Genomic DNA, 18,307 nt, shown 5'->3' on the forward strand with positions numbered 1-18,307 from the left:
GGGAGGGGCACCTTTAGAGGTTCTAAAGGACTACAGTAGAAATCAAGAAAAGCCGTCCTAAAGGAGCGGGGCTTGAATCCCATATTTCCGGTCAAAGGATGTGGAAGTTTTCATGTATAAATATTTGTAACAAAAAGTATGACACAAAAGCATGGATGTCATGCTTTTGTGTCAAAAAAGTATGATACACACTTAATGCTTAGAAAAAAGTATGACAGCGGTACATCTTGGCTAACCGCCCCCATATTTACAACCGCCATTAGCTAAGACACCATGCAAGGGAATCCATCCAGGGGGGTACCTCGCCCCCCACCCACGGAGCTTCCCTGATGTCCACTTCTTCTTTTTTGCTGCGCGTTAAGTCTGCCCTTCTTCCTCGCTTCGTAGCTTTGCGGTCCCGCAAAGCTTTGTTTGGGTTACTCCTCAGTGCCCCACTATTGATGCTCCCGGCCCAGGCCACCACCAACTTCCAGTCCTTTTCAACGGACGCTTCTAACCTCGGTACCACCCTATTCTTCAGTGCCTTGCTGGGGATCTTGGTCTCGCTGGGTTTTGCTCTTGCCACGGGTGCCCTGGCCCAACGCAAACTTCTGGCCTTGGTCGAGGTTCTGGTGGTGGGAGTGGTTTCCACCGTCGTCATTGCTGGCTTCACCACCTTCGTGACGGGCCAGGGGGCGATTGCGTCCGGCATGATTACCGGGACCTGGGGTTCCATTGCCAGCCTCACCCCCGGTGTCTCCTCGGGGATGACGGAAGCGACCTTGGCGCAACTGCTGGAGCAGTCCGAGCTGGGTGCGCTCTAAATGTCCTTCTTGGCAACCACGGCGGCGGCGGAGCTAGCGGGCAACGGGGCTAACCTCTCGGCCTTCCTGTACTTTGCGGGGCTGGCGGGCCTCGTCGTCGCCGTGGTTGTCCATGCCTTAGCCGGGGTCCTGGGCAAGGAACGCTTAGGCAGTCTGTTGATGGCGATGGTCTCGGGCGTGGTGACCACCACCTGTATTACCGGGGTCACAAGCTGGGTCAGTGGTACGGGTCAACTGTCCATTACCCAGAGCATTGTGCAGGCAGCGGGGGTGACAGCGGGTCCCGCCTTGGGTCTTTCCACACAAACCTTAGAGCGTTGGAGTCAGCCGGATGGTCCCTGATACGACGATTGTGCGCGACCTCAATCCCACCGCCCGCATCTTTGGCATTGAGTTCAACGACCTGCTGTTCATTTTGGCTCTGTTTATCCCAGTGTGCTTTGCCATCAAGCTCTTCTTCCCGCCCATCCTGCTGAATTTTGACGTGACCCATTGGCTGGGGGGCAAGCCAAGCCCCATCCCACCCACCTTGGACCTCGTGCCCTGGGGACCAGGGGGGCTGCTGTGGCTTTTCATCTCGGCGGTCTATCTCCAGGTCCGGCAGGGCAAGCCACGGGGATTCCTCAAGGACGTATACCGCGAAATTCAAGATGCGTTAGAGGCGATATCCTACAACCCGCACTACTGGGAGGGGGGCAGCCCTGACCTAGAGGCCGACTGCTATTGGTACGACGATACCCAGCCTTGAGCGATGTTTCCTGCTTGGCCTGTACCCATCAGAGGTTCTTTAGATGTTCTTTGAGAAGTTACCGCGCAACACCAACTTTGCCCACCAACTCCCCCTGCACCACGTTCTACCAGGGGGTTATCTAGTAAGTGCCGAGGGTAGGAGCCACAAGACCATCGCCACGGTGCTACGGGTGTGGGAACCGGATACCCGCCTGTTGGACCAGCAAGAAATCTACCTGACCCATGTATTGCCCCTGGTCAACCACTTTGCCAGTGAGGACTCGGTGGGCGTGGGTCAACAAATGCAGATTATCCGCTACGTGCGGCCCTCCCAACCGCAAGACAGTCCCTTGGTGGCTGAATCGCTGAGCTTTGACCCCGACCAACCGCCCACCCCACCCAAGACCGTGTACCAGGACTTCACCCGCAACCAACAGGCGGCAGGGGCGATGCCGGAGGTCTGCACCTATCTTTTCCTGAGTTTTGACCTGGGCAAGAAGATTGTGGCAAGTAAGGAACTAGAGCGGGCTAAGGCCGTCCTAGAGCGGCGGACGCAGCAGATGGGGCAGGCTCTCGCCCAAGCCGGGTACCGAGCGGTACGGGTGACGGCGTTGGTGGAAGCCTTAAACCCCATCTACCAATACTTCAACCCCCGGTTATCCAAGCGGGTCGAGGCCCCCTACCCCAGCCAGCAGATTGCCCTGGGTCAGTTGGACGGACACACCTTAGCGCGGTACCCAGACGCGGCGGTGGACACGGTGCGTCGGCAGTTGGCAGCCTGTGACTATGCCTTCAGCCCGACCTACGTGGTGGGCGACGGCACCTACCAAGCCTTTCTGTCTCTAGCAACCCTACCCGGTGAAGCGGCCCACGGCCTCGCCGGACTGTTTACGCTCAACCCCAACCTCTACGTCAGTCAGACGTGGTTGATGAGTGGCAAGACCAGCATCGCCAACGAGCTAGAGAAACGCCATCGCACGGTGATTGACTTACAAAACTCCTTTGGCGACCGGGTGGCGAACCTGGGACTTGCCGATAGTGTGGCGAATACGGCTGAGCTACGGCGCGACCTTGCCGGGTTTGCCAACTGTGCCCGTTACACCCTGACTATCCGTGTCACCGCCGACTCCCTAGAGGAACTAGAGCAGACCATCTCGGATGTGCAGAACCAAATCGGGACCTACAACGGCGCGGCCCTGCACCGCGAGACGGGCCGTGCCCGTATCAAGCAGACCTTCTTGCAAGCCAGTCCCGCCGTGCCCCAGGGTTTGGTGGACTACGGCGACCGCTCCCATATCGTGCGCTGTGACCTATTGGCCTGGTTCGTCCCCCGCTACGGCGCACCCGCCAGCGACCCCTATACACCGGGTATTCCCTACATCCTGTTCTGGACCCCCGAGGGGAACCTGTGCCGCAAAGCTCTCCAGGGTCCGACCAGTGGCACTTGTATGTTGATGTTCGGGCCACCGGGGACGGGTAAGGGGGTGGCAGCCAAGGCGATGATCCAACAGCTTGCCTTCCAAAAGAACCAGTACACCTGGACGATTGACAACAATACTGCGCTGACCAGCTACGATTTCCAGACGTTGGCGAATGGAGGTCTCAACGTCCGTTTCAGCAATGACGGGGCTATCTGTTTACCGGCCTTTGACATTGCCGGGACGACCCCGACCGGGGAGGAGCAGACGGAGCTAATCAAGAACCTGTGGTTGGATATCCAGGGGGAGTTGCTCAAGCTCAAGGGAGAGGAAGAGTCCTTACTCACCACCGCGCTCCTGCTGATGTACCGCTGTACGCCTAAGCCTACCTACGACACCTTGGTGGAGATCCTGCTGGCATGGGTGGAGGACGAGCGGTACCGCAACCAGCGGCCCCAGCTCGTGCAGTGGGCGGGAAGCTTGGAACGCTTCTGTTCTGGTCCTTTCTTGTCGCGCATCAAGAACATCACCGACCACCCAGACGGGGCATTCTACAGCTACTTTGGTAAACCCGTAGGTTTGCGGGTGCGGGACTTAGCCGACTACCCGACCGTCAGTTGGTCCTTGGTGGAGTTGATTAACCCCTTTTTGAAGATGAAGACCGCCGCCATTCTCCGTAAGGTCATCATTAGCTACGCCCAGGTGCTCAAGGACAAAGCCAAGGATGAGGGTAACGACTATTACCTGAACCTGTTCATTGATGAGGGTTGGGGCTTCTTTGCCTTAGATGGCGGGGCCTTTTTGATGGAGTTGACCCGCCGCCGTCGGCACTTCGGGATGAACGTCTTCTTCATCACCCAGTTCGTAGATGACCTCTTGAGTGAAGCCGGGGAGATTGTCCAAGCGGCAGCGAACCAATGGTTATTGCTGGGGGTGGGTCAGAACCCGGAGCGACTGGTGGAAGCCCTGAAGCTGACGGCGACGGAGACCACCGCTATCACGAACTTGAGACGCGTCCCCGGTGTGTACGGACAGGTGTTATTCAAACGCGCTAGGTACAACGGCGACCAGGAGGTAAATCTCCTTACCAACCCGATTCCTTGCACCAGTCAAGGTTCCTGGTTGCCGGTGTTGACCGGGGCTATCAGTGAGTGCAACCTGCGCCAGCAGTTGTTACAGGTAGCAGGGGCGGAGAGCCTAGCCACCGCCACCCCCGACCAATGCCGCCTAGTGTCACAGGTGATGGGTCAGGTGTGGCCCAATGGTCTGCCCACCGATAGTACCGATACCGAGAAGCGGACCAAGGCGGAGGGGATGCCCGTGGCGGTGTCCCTGATTGAGCAGTGGGTCCGGCAGGCGGCGATGGTACAGCGATTCGATGCCCAATACCCCGTGCAGGCCCAACCCCCCCAAGCGACCATCCCCCGCAAGGAGAGCAAAAGTGCCCTCGGGACGGCTTTGGCAGGGTTGGGGTTGATGCTTACGACTTTCTTCATGAACCCCGTGCAGGCCCAAACTCCCACCTTTAACATCTGCATCGGCACCGATAGCAATGGACAGACCTACACCTACACCTGTGACCTCAAGCTGAGCAATCCCCAGGATTACAGCTACACCCAGTCCCCCGGTCTGGTTAATAGCCGTCCTGGGGATGAATACGAGTACAACCGTCAGCAGGAACTCTTGGTCCGGGCCATCACCCTGGGTCAGACCAACCAGCAACAGGCTGACGGCTTCACCCAGCAAGCCAGTGACACGGTGACCCAGGGGACACCCTGGTAGACCAAGCCTGTAACCAGACGGCTTACCAAGCTTACCAACAGGCCCAACAGGGCTATAGCGATGCAGCGGCGGCCTTCCAAAGTGCCGCTGCTGCCCCCTACGTGTTTGACCAGATTGCGGCCCAGAACGCAGCCTACCAACAGTTAGCCCAAGCCCAAAACCTCCATACTGAGGCCAGTAACCGGGATATGGAATGCACCAATAGCTACCGGGCCACGGAGGTCAATTTAGCCAAGGTGTATGCCGACATAACCGCCCAACTGTTGAAGGCCACGGGTCAACTCCAGGAGTCCTCCGCCGCCCAACAGCAAGCCAATGTTGCAGCGATGGCCCAGCAGGGGCGGACGGTCTACGGGATGCAGTCGGTGTTCGGCAATCTGTTGGGTGGGCTTGCCCCCACCACCACCGGGCTACCCCCTGGTCTACAGCCCACGGGCTACTAAGCAATGTGGCCTTCCCCCTTAGCGCAGACCACGGCTAACCCCTTCCAGGGGCTAGAGGACAGTCTGTATGAAACCATCGTGGAGTTGGGGAACACCTTCTTCACCTCCACTTGGTACGGGACATGGCTCAACCTGATTGGCATTTTTACGAGCTTCTTCTTTCTCTACAAAGTCATCGGCAAGTCTTTTTACCTCTACATCAGCAACAAGCCGGGAGTGCTCAGCGACATCCTGGCGGAGTACGTCAAGGGCATCATCATTGTCCTGTGCATCATCAATGTCCACGTCTTCGTGGATTTTCTCTTTAGCTTGTTCCGGTTGTTCATAGACCTGGGGAACAGTCTCATTAGTGGGACGGCGGGGACTGCTATAGACATCCTCGGTCTCATCAACACCACGGCTCTTTCTATCCAAGCCCAGAGCTTTGACCCGCTCTCGATAGTCTATGGCCTGTCCTGGTTCGTGCTGATGTTTGGCTTGGTGCTGATGGGGGTCTTCTACCTCGTCAACTTGGGCGAGGCCGTGTTTTACCTGTTCATCATCTTCCCGTTCTTGGCTCGGGCCGGGGTGATGGGTCTGTTGCTACCCCAGACGAGCGGCTGGTTTGGCAGCATCACCAACTTGGCTCTAGAGCAAATGCTCAAACCCCTGCTGGGTAAAGTCTTCTTCTGGTTGACGCTCATCTTGCTTGAGGTGGGGACCGAGCGCAGTCAAGCCCTACCCTCCGGCATCCAGAGCCTCTTGACTCAGATAGCGTGGTTACTGCTGGTAATTGTCTTTGGGGTGTTGCTCCAGTCCAAGGTCCCGACCACCGCCCGTCTGTTGACCATAGCGGCACGGGGGGCGGTGGGAGGTATCGGCAGTGGGGGTCTAATTGGAGCTTTATTCCAGGCTGGGTCTCTGGGGTTGGGGGCTGTGCAGAACACCGCCCGTGCCCTAGCCGGACCCGCAGGCTTTGCGGGTAAAGTAGCCGCCAAAGTGGGTCAGGCGGCGGGTCAAGTTGCTGGGAAAGCAGGTCAAGCAGCGGGTGGAGCATTTGCTAAAACCCAGTTGGGAACCCAGATGGGGCGTACCGGGCAGGCGTTCGGTAAAGCCATCCAACAAGAGGCCCTCCAACCCCTAGGCCGGGGTGCCCAAGCTGTGGGCCGGGGGACCCGTGAAGCTTTTGACCGGGGGACAGCGGGACCCGCCGTGACCTTCAAGGCGATGGCAGATAGTACGGAGCGATTCAATGAGACGCGCCCCACGCGCAAGGTGGACCAAGGGTTGCGCGGCGCACTGCGGGGAGAACCCAACCTACCGGGTCTGGACCCCAGCGGCAGTGGGGGGGCCACGACTACCCTGACCGATACTCGTGCGCCCCGCGAAATGGGGGCCGTGGCCCGCCCCCAGGAGCCACGAGTCCCAGCCGATGCTCGTTCCTCAACGGAAGGCGGACCCATGGCCCCACCGCCTAACCCCAAGTCCACGCTCTCTGCCAAACAAAGGGAAGCGGGGATTGTAGAAGAGTTCAACTGGATTATGGGCAAAGGTCGGCCCCAGGCTGAGGCCCGCGAGCAGTTTGAAATATTTGCTTTCACCCAAGAGACCCAACGCTACAGCTTGGGTGAAAAGACCGAAGGGGGAGCCGCCACGGTACGCCCGGATGCAGCGGGTGGGTTCTATGGAATGCCCGTCGCCGAGAACCGGATGCTGCTGTTGCCCGTACCGGGCAGTGAACCCCAACCCACTGAGCAAGGTGGGATATTTGCCGTCGGGCGTGGTGAAGGGTTGCAGGTGCAGCAAGGCGCGATAGCCGAAAGCCAGAAAGACGGACTGGTGGTGGTGCAGCCGGGTCAAATCAATCAAGGAGAAACGCCATGAAGGAGGGGCCGCGTCAGCCTGGGCAAGGGTGGTGGTCGCGCCCCCCCTGGCAACGCTGGAGTGTAGCGGTGGCCTTCGGCTTGGTGGGTGGGTGGTTCTTCACCGCTATCGTCACCTTGGCATGGGTGGAGGACATGAGTATGAGTCCCACCTTGCCACCGGGTCAGATGCTTATCTTGGTGCGCTCCCAGTCGCCAAGACGCGGGGACTTTTACTTATTGCGGGTGCCAGAGAGCTTCTTCCAGCGGTATCCAAAATTCAGGGAAAAGATGGTGGGCCGGGTGTCGGTGGGCAATATGCGCCTGCTCAAGCGGGTGGTGGCCCTACCAGGAGAGACCGTCTTGCGGGAGGGCAAGCCCTACCAACTGCAAGCCCAAGAGTATTGGGTGCGTGGCGACAACGCCCAGACTTCCATTGATTCACGGGTGTTTGGGGTGGTGCTACGCCCGGAGTTCATTGCCCGTGCCTACCCTTTACCTTTTGCGAGGAAATCATGACCAAGCCCACAGAGGGGTCCGAGACCGGACCCCTGACAAGCACCCCGCCGGATACCACCGTACCCCCGGTGGGTACAGCCCTAGATCCAGGAGCAGAAGCGTCAGGACCGCCGACCCCCACGACAGAACCTGTGGTAGCTCCAGCAAAGGCGATGGACGGGGCCAACCGTGCTAACAGTTTCAAGCAAACCCTCTTTGGGTGGGTGCGGCCCCTGTTATTTACTGAGAACGCGGTGGACGGGAAATACTATCTCGATACCACCAAGGTCACTATCTATATCGTGGCGGGGGTCCTGCTGGCGGGTGGGGGAGCAGGTTGGGCTTTGCTGAGCATGAGACGGCCCCCAACCCCTGTACCCGTTGCCGCCAAGCCTGTCCAGCCTGCGGTCCCAGATCCTAAGGCGGTCCCCATCCCGCAACCCGTCCCCGTGGCAGGAGCCGTAGTCCCCCAACCCGCGCCCGGTCCTCCCCAGCCGCAACCGCTCCCCGTCGCCACCCTACCCGCTCGTGCCCTGCCCTCGGCCCTCGTCAAGCCCACGGCCCGCGAGCTAAAGGAGCAAGCTCAACGCGAAGCCCTGGCGATGGTGCAGTTGCGTTCTGCCAACCGCACCCCCTACACCGGGGTGGCGGGTTCCACGCTGCCGAGTCTACCGGCACCAGGACTCACGCCCCTGCCCCCGCCACCATCGTCTCGTGCCCAGACCGTGGGCTACACACCACCGCAGACCGGAAGCTACCCGCCTTCTGGCTATACTCTGCCCCCGACCGCAAGCTATCCGACCTATGCCCAGGCTCAGAATAATCCCGCCTTCCAGAGTGCAGCCGTAGGGAGCTACAACCCCACGCCCAACCTCAGTGCAGGGGTCCAACGCACCTCAGCATGGTCCTTGGTCCCCCCCGGTAACTGGGTGCGGGTCCGTTCGCGCAGCTTGGTCCAACTGCTGAAGGGCCGTCAAGGAGCCACGGTGGTCCTCGCCAGTGTCGCGGGTCCGGTGACGGTGGACGGACGGGAGGTCATCCCCGATGGGGCGATGCTCACCGGGACGGTCAACCGCTTGGATGAGGGGTTAGGCCGCGTCTACCTCCAGTTCAACCAACTGAGCTTCAACGGGCAGTCCTACCCCTTACCCGGCGCGAATGCCTGGGTGCTGAACGCCCAGGGGGACCTCGCCGAAGGGTTAGCCCTCAACCTAGAGGGTCAGCCCAACTATCTTGTTTCCGATGGTACGAGTGCCCTAGGGACCGGAGCCGCCCAGTTTGCCCAGAGCTACGGACAGAGCGTGACCACCACCACCAGTAGTCTGACGGGTGCCCCCTACCAAGTGGCCTCCCAGAGTGGGGACATCAACACCGCCCTCACCCGCGCTGCCGCTGACGGGGTATCGAGTGTGTTCACCCGGCAGACCCAACGGGCCGACCGCAGTGCGAACCAGTTGGAGAGCCGGGGAGCCATCTACACGCTGCCCACGGGGACGGAGTTTGTCGTTTACCTACCCGGAGGCATCTGATGGAGGACGCTGTTTTAGAGCTACTGGTCACGGCTTACCAAAGTACCTGCCTGTGTCTCGCCATCACGATGCTGTTGGAACACTTTCTCAAGGAGCCGTTATGAACTATCTCCAGGCCCCGGTCATATACCGCCTTGCCCCAGCCGTGCTAGCTCTGACGCTCATTGCGCTCCCAGCCTGTGCCAAGGAGTTACGGATACCCGCCTCCCAAGCCACCCAGGGGCTGCCTTTGGTGGTCACCCACGACTTTGACCGCATTATCCGCTTCGAGGGGGACAGCATCCTAGATGCGTGGCTCTCCAACCCGGTGCTGTTTCTACCGAGATTTAACAAGGGCGGGGCGGTCATTGTCATCCAGAGTACCGCCAGTCCCAAAGAGTTGCGGGTGTTGCCCCAACTGGGTCGGACCCTGGGCACCTTGACGGTGGAGATGCAAAGCGGTCGGGTCCTGGTGTTTCTACTTCAGTACACCCCGACCCCGCCCAAGACTCCCATCCTGACGTTGTACAGTCCCCCGGCCCCTGGTCCTACCCTAGCCCCGGCAATCCAGGCGTATCAGCAGCGCAATCAAGAACAGGCTCAACAACGGACAGCACTAAGGCCCCAGGGCGTGGTCCGTCAGCCCGGATTCAAGGCCCCGGTGGTCCAATCCTTACCTGCTTCTCCCGCTCCCGTGGTTGCCCCCGTCATGCAACAGGGCGAACCTGACTCCACCCTGCCCTTAGAAGAGGAGGGTGAACCATGAGACGGCGTGACCTAATGCGTCAGGGGATAGCAGCCTGTGCCTGTGGCTGTGCCGGTTCAACCCAAGGCCAGACGCTCCCCCTGGTGGTTCCAAACTTCACCTGGGACTACTACGACCCCAGTAACATCCTGATTCAAGAAACGGCCTACCTCGCCGAGATGTCCCTCGACGGGCTATTACCCAATAGCAACCTACCGCTGCTGCCGATTGCTCAACTCAACAACATTGACTGGTACGCCACCCAGGACATCCCGAGCTTGATGATGATGCAGATTGACCAAGTACCGGGGTTGGAGACAGAGTTGACCAACCTGGGCTACACCATCCCCTGTGTGACTACCCGCTACGGCTGTGACTATACCCTCACCACCTTGGGCCAAGTCGAGGGGCTGAACTGGGACTATTTATATAAGTTTCCCTCGGTGCTGAACTTGACTCTGGGGGAGCTACCAAGCTTGGCGGGGTTGACCTTTGCCATGATGCCGGGGTTGGGAACCCTCCCCTTCAGCCAGATCTTTCAGTCCCTCACCGGGATACCCCTCCCGTTATTCGTCGGTCTCTTCCCGAGCATGGTGGAAGTGGTGGCCCGCCGGGTACAGCGTGGGGATGCAGCCATCTTTGCCATAGACCGGGGCCACCCCTGGCACACCGGGGAGTACCGCTACCTTAATTCCAATATGCGCGTGAAGCTCGATACCATCACCACCGAGGTACCGGGCACGGCTACCTTCCACCTGGAAATCCTCATCTGTCCCTTCCCAGGCATCTGCTTCTGGTCGCCGCCCTTGCCCTGGCCCACGGCCTATGAGCAGAGTTACGCCCTGTACATCCCCCCTGGGATAAACAACTTCATCCCGGTCTACCCGCCGCCCGTGGTCTACAATCCCAACCGCAACATCCCGGCGAACCCAGGGAATAACCCTCTAGATCCAGGGGACTGTTCCGGGTGCTATGGGGTGGCGATGCAAGCCTACGCCACGGCGATTAGTCAGATTGAGGGGGGCTATGCCTCCGTGGGGATCTGGATAGCGCGGTATCGCACCCGGCCCTTGGGTCGCTACCAGTACCTCGGGTCGCGCTCTGATGTGCGGGCGGTGATTCTCCAGAATCCCGGTGGGGCCGCGTTCCTTGCCAAAGTGGACAGTGGAGTACGTCCCAGTGGTCAAGAAGTCCTCAAGAATTTCACCCCGGCGCAACAGGACAGCCTCTTCAGGACCGACACCTGCAACAACTTGAAAATCGCGTCGGGACAAATAGACCCGACCACAGGCCAGCCTTTCACCGGGGACCGGCTCATTGAGCGGGCTGCCCAGATTCACTTTTCCGGTCCGAGTCGCGCCCGGATTGACTGGGGCCGCTCCGATGATTTGGGCCGTCTGTCGGTCTATGGCTACGGCAAAACGGCCTTAGCCAATTACAAACGCGCCCTGGCTAAACTTTCCTGTAGTCGTACCTAGGAGAAGCCCATGTCCTTGTGGTTGAGATGGAGCCTATGCTTCGCACTGTTGCTCCCTGTGCAAGCCCAGTCCCGTGACCTGCAAACTCAGGTGGAAGGTATCCGCTCAGTGAGTCAGGTCAAAGGTCAACTTAAGGGATTATTGGAATCCCAAAAGGAGTGCGGAGTAGGTATTTGTGTGGATGCCCTCAGTACGGGGGTGTGTGACTTGGTGGGGGCCTTGGACATCCGGGTAGACGGCAAGATTATCGGGGAGGCCAGCGGCTTTACCGACAAAGTGCTACCCATCACCGCGCCCGACCTCAAGCTAATGAAGCTCATTTGGAGCCAATGTAAGCCGACCAACTATCTCTATACCAACTATCCATCGGTGGTCCATGTGGGCTACAACCCCAGTGCGAAAGCCGCCGCCACCGTGGATAAAGCCCTCAAGGTAGCCCCTTAAAAGGAGGTTCTAGGTGATGACCCCGAGCTGCACCATCCGCTATAGCTACACCTTCATTTTGCTCCCCCAGTGGGGCGCGGCAGGGGTGGGAACCTTATTGCTGCTCATCCTGGCGGTGGGCTTGGGGTGGCCTCTGTTGCTGTTGTTGTTTGTCGTGCCCTTGGGCTATGCCCTGTGGTGCTGGTTGGTCTACCTCAACACCTACTACATCTTGACCCCAGAGAACATTACTAAGTGTTCCGGCATCTGGTTTAAAAATAGTGAATCTATCCCCGTGGGCAGCATCCTCAAGCGGGAAGTCCAGGTTTGGTTGCCCGGTCCTGACCTGGGTTCGATTGTGCTGGAGACCGCCGCCCAGAGTAGCAATAACCTGACCTCGGTGGAGGGGGACTTGATTTTGAGCAACGTGGAGCAGGCCCCAGCCATCCACGCCACGATTGCGTACTTGGCGGGGGGGTCCGCCCCGGAGGGTGTGACGAGTCCCGTGGAGGCTCTAGGTTGGCTACAGGCTAAAGTCAACCAGCCAGTGAAGCAGACCAAGGCCCAGAAGTCCGAAGCCGGACCACAACGGTCTGGTACCGGACCGCTATGGGAGAACCCCTGGGTATGGGCGGGCGGCGTTGGGGTGGCGGCGGCGATGGCGGTACCGCTGGGTCTGCCCTTCATCTTGCCCCCCACCGACCGCTCGCCCTGGAGTCCGTATGTGCCCAGGGGACCGCTCTATGGGTTTGAGCAGAACCGGGGACAACAACCTGTCTATTGGATAGGCCGTATCACAGCCGTGGTTCCGAGTGCTGACCATGTGGAGTTCACGCTGGCCTGGGTGGGCACCAAAGAAGCGAATGGGGCCGGGGCGGGCACGGGCAATGGCACGGGACGTATCAGGCCCGATGGTACGGTCCTAATTGAGATTAACGAGGCTATCTTCAGTCGGCAGGCCGCGCCAACGACGATGAACCTCTTACCCATGGGCAATAACGCCCCGGCGACCCAGCCGCTCATCCTGGAGGGCCGCTTCGTCCCCCAGGGCCAGGGGGTGGGCTTCTTTTCAGGGAGCTTTATCCAGCGCGGGTCACGGTACTATCCGGGTCGCACCTGGGTCCTGGCTCCCACCCCGCCCGCTGGCTGGCGTAATCCCTAGGAGGTTTGGTGCGTAAGCTGCTGCGTCATGAACTCGTGCGCGTTGTGTTGACCACGCTGAGCGCGTTCTTGTTTGCCTGGGGGATGTTCCACCTCACGGGACGGTACTTCGAGGCGGGACCTGCTTTGTTAGCTAGCGGGTTTGGCTCCTTTTTGTTCTGGCGGGGGGCACGGTTGTTTCGGGATAAGCGCGGGAGACGACGGTAATGGAATACCTTCTGGCTTTGTTGATGTTGGGGGCAGTCATCCTGGTCCATGAACTCGGTCACTTTGGGATGGCCCGTGCCCTGGGTATCCAAGTCACTAGTTTTAATGTGGGGTTTGGCCCGGTGCTGTGCGCCTACCAGGGTCCCAAGGTGCAGTACGCCCTGCGGTTATTTCCTTTGGGGGGCTTCGTGCGCTTCTTGGACCCGCACCCCCATAAACTCCCCGTCCAGGAGCCGGACCTGTTGCTCAATCGGGGTCTGTGGGACCGCGCCTTGGTGATGGTTGCCGGGGTGGTCGCCAATGCCGTGAGTGCTTATCTCATCCTGTTGGGACTCTATACCGTGGCGGGGGTACCTCAGATGCAGCCCTTAGCCGGGGTGTTGGTGCAGGAACTGCTACCCAAGGTAAGTGCCAGTGCCCAACGCGCCGGAGTCCGGGCCGGGGATGTGATTCTTGCGGTCGCCGGTCAACGGGTGGAGCAAGTAACCCAGGTGACGGCGGTGGCCCAAGGGAGTCCGGGCCGTCCAGTGGTGATGAGTATTCATCGTCTAGCTACACCGCCCCTAGAACTAACCTTGACTCCCGATGAAGGTGGTCGGCTGGGGATGCGACTGGCTCCCAATGGCAAGCTGTTCTACCGCCCTGCCACCCAGCCCGCCCAGGTGTGGACGGAAGCAAACCGGACCTATGGGCAGTTGGTCAACCTAACAGTGCGTAGTGTGACGGCCCTAGTGACGGGCCAACTGAGCTTAGACCAAGTATCCGGTCCCATCGGTGTGGTGGCGGGGACGGCGGGGGTAGCCCGGACGGATACCTGGAATGTGGCCCTGATTGCGGCTTTAGTGTCGCTGAACCTAGCCCTCATCAACCTGTTACCCCTACCAGGGTTGGATGGGGGACATCTGCTGTGGGTGGCAGTAGAAGCGGTGACAGGCAAGCGGTTAGCGAAAGAGCGACAGGAGCAGATTGCGGTGGTGGGTCTGGTGGTGCTGTTGAGTCTGGGGGCGGCCTTGAGTGTCAAGGACATCTGGAACATAGTGGGAGGTGGGGGATGAAGGCGTTCCCCGTGCCTTCCTTGCGTCATTTGCGTTTCCTTGCCTATCGGGTGGGCCTACCCACGAAATGCTTCCTACGCTGTACGCAAGCAGAGTTGTGGGACCTGCTGGTGGCTCACCTAGGTGCGCCTGCTCGGTGGGTTGAGTTTCAATAAAGCGAGTTAAAACTGCTTCGTCTATGGCTTTTTAAGACATTTTTACGGAACCGTCACACCATGCCGATTTTGATAGTGGAGTCCCCTGGTAAGAAAAAAACCCTGATGTCTATCCTTGGCGCAGGCTGGCAGGTGTTGGCGAGTATGGGCCACATCACGGAGTTGGCGCAGGATGGGGCGGACAATCTGGGATTTGATCTCATTGAAGACCGGGTGACTTGCCGCTATGTGCCACGGGCTGAACGCGGGGCGGCAGTGATTGCCCAGTTACGCGCTGCCGTCAAGGGAGACCCGCAGGTGTACTTGGCCTCGGACCCCGACCGGGAGGGGGAGGCGATAGCGTGGCACTTGGCCCAGGTATTGAAGCTGAAGAATCCCCAGCGAGTCGTCTACAGTGCCATCACTCGTGAAGCGGTGCAAGCGGCTTTAAAGTCGCCTCGGACCCTGAACCTACCCTTGGCAGAAGCGCAACGCGCCCGCGAGTGTCTCGATAAGTTAGTGGGGTATCGCGGCAGTAGTGTGTTGCGAAGGCTGGTACCGGGAGCCAAAAGTGCGGGCCGGGTGCAGTCAGCAACGCTACATCTGTTGTGTAAACGTGAACGGGAGATCCGGGCGTTTGTGCCGTTGGACTACTGGAGCGTGTACGTGGATTACACCTTGGATGGCGGTGGGGTGCTGAGAGCCTATTACCGTCAAGGCGTGTCCCCCAAAGCAGCGATAGCGTCGGGCCAGCAGTCCGAGACGGGACCGCTAGAACCCGAGGCGGAGCAAGCCAAGAGTGAGGAGTCCACCCGCGTTCTATCGCAAGCTGAAGCCGACCGGCTTGTACAAGTGGCGCGTACTCAACCGCACCGGGTCCTCTCTTGTGAGGGGAAGAGTGTGCCGAAGTTACCGCCGTCGCCCTTTATCACCAGTTCCCTGCAACAAGTAGCGGGAACCTTATTAGGTTTGAGTCCCGAACGGACGATGGCAGTGGCGCAAAAACTCTACGAGGGCGTGACGCTCCCCGATGGACAAACCAAGGGGGTGATTACCTATATGCGGACAGACAGTACCGCCCTGGCCCCGGAGTTCCAGACGGCGGTCCAGAGCTACCTGAAGGCCCACGACCCGCCGAACTTGCCGACCAAGACGACGGCGCACAAAGCGAAGGCCCACGCGCAGGAGGCCCACGAAGCTATCCGCCCGACGGAGGTGACGCTAACGCCAGCAGTGCTGAGGTCCGCCTTGAGTCAGGAGGAGCATGGCCTGTACGATCTCATCTGGCGGCGAGCGGTAGCCTCGTTGTGTGCCCCGGCCCGCTTGCGTAAAGTGGTCATTCGTACCCAGTCAGCGCAAGTGCAGTGGGAGAGCCGGGGGAGTACCGTCGAGTTCCCCGGCTACACGCGCTACTGGAACGATTTAGCCAAGGAGTTGCTGCTACCCACGCTGACCCCAGGCCAAGTGCTGACCCTGAAGACTGCCGGGAGTGAGAAGAAACGGACCCAACCCTTGCCCCGGTATTCAGAACCGAAACTGGTGGCTGAGATGGAGAAGGTGGGTATTGGTCGCCCGAGTACCTATGCCAGCACGGTCAAGACCCTCAAGGAACGGACCTATGTCGTGTTGCAGGGCAAAGTTCTCGAACCCACGCCCCTTGGCTTACAGGTGGATGAGGCCCTCGCTGCTCACCTGCCCTTATTTACAAATATCGAGACGACAGCGCGGATGGAGACGGACCTAGACCGGATTGCCCAAGGCGCACAACCCTGGGAAAAATTTTTGACCGGGTGGAACCGGACGCAGTTTCAACCCATGCTGGATGTAGCGTGTAAACAGGCACCGCCTGCCCAGAGCCAAGGTGAGACGAGTGACCAGCCGTGTCCTGCGTGTGGACAGCTATTGACCAAAATCCCCAATGCCAAATGCACGGGGGGGGCGTTCCTCAAATGTGAGAAGTGCCCGGACACGGTGATGTTCTGGAGCAGTCGCACGAATCAATGGGAGTCACCCACCAGTCGTACTAAGGACCCAGAGTTACCAGGGCCGAAGCAGACGGCCCATCCCTGTCCTATCTGTAAGTCCAAGAGCAAGCTGGAGCAGTATTTCTACCGGAAAGAGGGGATAGTGCGCTCTTTATTGCGTTGCAGCACCAAAGCGAAGCAACCAGACCACGAAGAGGCAGTGTACTTCCAAGCTAAGGATGCACCTGCCCGCTTCTGGAGTCGCAAGTGGGGGGAGCTTGACCTAGAGTCGGCTCCCATATCCACAATTAAAGGGACGATGACGAGGAAGAAGACGAACCCGCCGTCGTCGCCACCGCCACAAGCTCTCCGTCCTCAGCGGAACGCTCCCCCCGCTAAAGATTAAGCGTCGGTAGTGTGTAACTTTTGTGTAGTTGGTCTAAGTTCGTTCCGGCTACTGTCTGGATAAGTGTAATTACGAGTAAAATATAGCTTGTCTAAACAAACAATTCAGGATATGCTCCTGTAGCTTGAAAAACAAATCAGGAGACAGGATTCACCATGCACAGTAAAACAAAATATTTATGGCGTGTACTGCTTAAGCTAATATGCGTAATTATTATCGGTACATTTGTTGCGAATCCTTCGCTCGTGTGGGCCGCAGCTTATGTCAATATCCAGGGTGGCTTCTTCAGTTATGACAGCGTTGACTTAAGAATTGATGGTCTGTACCCTTTAACCGTCAATCGTCACTACCAAACTGCTGGTACTGTTCGCAGTCGGCAGTGTAATTATGTTTCTTCCAGAGTTGGGGGTGGTCCCAATACACCTTCTTGCGAGTTACAAGATGACTTTATTGAACCTAGGCACCTGAAGGCCGGACCCTTTGGCGTTGGCACTCATATGGGCATATACAGTCTCAAAGCACAGCGACAAGCCAATCCTAATCAAATTACTTTATCTATGCCTACTGGTGAGAAAACAGTATTTAAATTCAGCAGTGCGAATCTGTACATTAACTCTTCCCGTGGCGATAGCTTACAGGGCAAAGTTACCACCACCGCTGATTCTGTTGTTTTCATTTATGAGGATGGGACTAAACTAGTTTTCATTGCCAGCAATAACTATGGAATAAGTAGTATTACCGACCGCTTTGATAAAGCCATAGTTATGACCTATATGGGTGGTAAGTTAACCCGTGTAACCGATCCGTTTGGAAGGTATATTGCTTTTACCTATGACTTAATTTACCCAGACCAAGTTGCTAAAGCAGAGAGATTTGATAATCTCAATCAAAGTTATGGACATGTAAAATACGAGTATACAAATGGAGACTTGACAACTTTTACTAACATGATAGATGGGCAATCTATCCCTACTAGTGACGGCTCTTACAGAATTGCCAACGGTAAAACCATCTATACTTACGACGACACGCACTACATGAGAGAAATCAAAAATCCAAGAGGCGTAGTTGCTCTGAAAAATTATTATGAGAATACAAATAGCTATGGGAAAGTTTACAGGCAGGTGAAGCCAGGTACAGATGCGATTAGTACTACTGATGACATCATGACTTCCTATACCTACAATTATAATGTAACGGATGTCAAAGATACTAACGGTGTTGCCACTTCCTACTTATATGATTTTGAGAAGCTTTACTTGCTCCAGAAGACGCACCAAGCCGACGACAGTACTACCACCTACGAGTACGACACGACTAGCCGTTTAATGAAATCCCAAAAGAATCCTATCAGCCAGGAAACCAAATATACTTATACTTTTAACGAAACTTACGACAACTTGCAGACTGTTACTTCATCTGATGGAGCTGTCACAACCTATGATTTCTCCGCTCCGTATGGACAGATTAAGCTTTATACAGACGCTAATCAAAATACGACAAGCTTCACCTATGACACTCAAACTGCTCTACTGAAAGAGATGAACACTTCACTTCCCCAGAATGACTATTTTGATAGCTATAATGACTACGGTCAACTCTCTGCTTACCGTGATGGTAAGGGACGGATGACTTACTATTTCTACGACAATGCTTACAAGGACATGACGAGTATTCAAGATGAGAGTGGGATTGTTATTAATAACGCTCAC

At 57.8% G+C, this 18,307-nt stretch carries 17 protein-coding genes; all 17 read left to right on the plus strand.

Features of this window, described 5'->3' with window-relative positions; genetic code table 11:
- Positions 1-329: 329 nt before the first annotated feature.
- A complete protein-coding gene (locus tag HFM78_RS02280) occupies positions 330-803 on the plus strand; it encodes a hypothetical protein (protein WP_287127794.1) in 474 nt (157 codons plus the stop codon).
- Entirely contained in the window at positions 804-1,145 is a 342-nt protein-coding gene (locus tag HFM78_RS02285; protein WP_287127795.1) for a hypothetical protein, read from the plus strand.
- Positions 1,135-1,551, plus strand: a complete 417-nt coding sequence (locus HFM78_RS02290) for a hypothetical protein (RefSeq protein ID WP_287127796.1) — start codon at positions 1,135-1,137, stop codon at positions 1,549-1,551. Before HFM78_RS02285 ends, HFM78_RS02290 begins: the two co-directional genes overlap by 11 nt.
- Before the next feature lie 43 nt (positions 1,552-1,594).
- Positions 1,595-4,732 carry a hypothetical protein gene (locus tag HFM78_RS02295; protein WP_287127797.1) on the plus strand — a complete coding sequence of 1,046 codons (3,138 nt, stop codon included), beginning with the start codon at positions 1,595-1,597 and terminating at the stop codon, positions 4,730-4,732.
- 101 nt (positions 4,733-4,833) lie between these two features.
- Positions 4,834-5,175 carry a hypothetical protein gene (locus tag HFM78_RS02300; RefSeq protein ID WP_287127798.1) on the plus strand — a complete coding sequence of 114 codons (342 nt, stop codon included), beginning with the start codon at positions 4,834-4,836 and terminating at the stop codon, positions 5,173-5,175.
- 3 nt (positions 5,176-5,178) lie between these two features.
- Positions 5,179-7,038, plus strand: coding sequence for a hypothetical protein (locus tag HFM78_RS02305; protein ID WP_287127799.1), 1,860 nt, complete (start codon positions 5,179-5,181; stop codon positions 7,036-7,038).
- Positions 7,035-7,535 (plus strand): S26 family signal peptidase, encoded by a 501-nt coding sequence (locus HFM78_RS02310; RefSeq protein WP_287127800.1) that lies wholly within the window; start codon positions 7,035-7,037, stop codon positions 7,533-7,535. The genes HFM78_RS02305 and HFM78_RS02310 overlap by 4 nt, the downstream gene beginning before the upstream one ends.
- Entirely contained in the window at positions 7,532-9,043 is a 1,512-nt protein-coding gene (locus HFM78_RS02315) for a TrbI/VirB10 family protein (RefSeq protein WP_287127801.1), read from the plus strand. The genes HFM78_RS02310 and HFM78_RS02315 overlap by 4 nt, the downstream gene beginning before the upstream one ends.
- Before the next feature lie 100 nt (positions 9,044-9,143).
- Positions 9,144-9,788, plus strand: a complete 645-nt coding sequence (locus HFM78_RS02320; protein ID WP_287127802.1) for a hypothetical protein — start codon at positions 9,144-9,146, stop codon at positions 9,786-9,788.
- Positions 9,785-11,245 (plus strand): hypothetical protein, encoded by a 1,461-nt coding sequence (locus HFM78_RS02325; protein ID WP_287127803.1) that lies wholly within the window; start codon positions 9,785-9,787, stop codon positions 11,243-11,245. Before HFM78_RS02320 ends, HFM78_RS02325 begins: the two co-directional genes overlap by 4 nt.
- Positions 11,246-11,254: 9 nt before the next feature.
- Complete coding sequence (locus tag HFM78_RS02330; protein ID WP_287127804.1) at positions 11,255-11,689, plus strand: hypothetical protein; 435 nt, start codon at positions 11,255-11,257, stop codon at positions 11,687-11,689.
- A 16-nt stretch (positions 11,690-11,705) separates the two neighbouring features.
- Positions 11,706-12,830: a hypothetical protein gene (locus tag HFM78_RS02335; protein ID WP_287127805.1), complete on the plus strand. Its 1,125-nt coding sequence runs from the start codon at positions 11,706-11,708 to the stop codon at positions 12,828-12,830.
- Positions 12,831-12,838: 8 nt separating this feature from the next.
- Positions 12,839-13,036, plus strand: a complete 198-nt coding sequence (locus tag HFM78_RS02340) for a hypothetical protein (protein WP_287127806.1) — start codon at positions 12,839-12,841, stop codon at positions 13,034-13,036.
- Positions 13,036-14,091: an RIP metalloprotease gene (locus tag HFM78_RS02345; RefSeq protein WP_287127807.1), complete on the plus strand. Its 1,056-nt coding sequence runs from the start codon at positions 13,036-13,038 to the stop codon at positions 14,089-14,091. The genes HFM78_RS02340 and HFM78_RS02345 overlap by 1 nt, the downstream gene beginning before the upstream one ends.
- On the plus strand, positions 14,088-14,246 hold the full coding sequence (locus HFM78_RS02350; RefSeq protein WP_287127808.1) for a hypothetical protein: 159 nt from the start codon (positions 14,088-14,090) through the stop codon (positions 14,244-14,246). Before HFM78_RS02345 ends, HFM78_RS02350 begins: the two co-directional genes overlap by 4 nt.
- A 60-nt stretch (positions 14,247-14,306) precedes the next feature.
- A complete protein-coding gene (topA, locus tag HFM78_RS02355; protein ID WP_287127809.1) occupies positions 14,307-16,595 on the plus strand; it encodes a type I DNA topoisomerase in 2,289 nt (762 codons plus the stop codon).
- Positions 16,596-16,750: 155 nt separating this feature from the next.
- On the plus strand, positions 16,751-18,307 hold a 1,557-nt coding region (locus tag HFM78_RS02360; protein WP_287127810.1), incomplete at its 3' end, for a hypothetical protein.

The organism is Candidatus Cyanaurora vandensis, from assembly GCF_013285555.1.
GTDB classification, from domain to species: domain Bacteria; phylum Cyanobacteriota; class Cyanobacteriia; order Gloeobacterales; family Anthocerotibacteraceae; genus Cyanaurora; species Cyanaurora vandensis.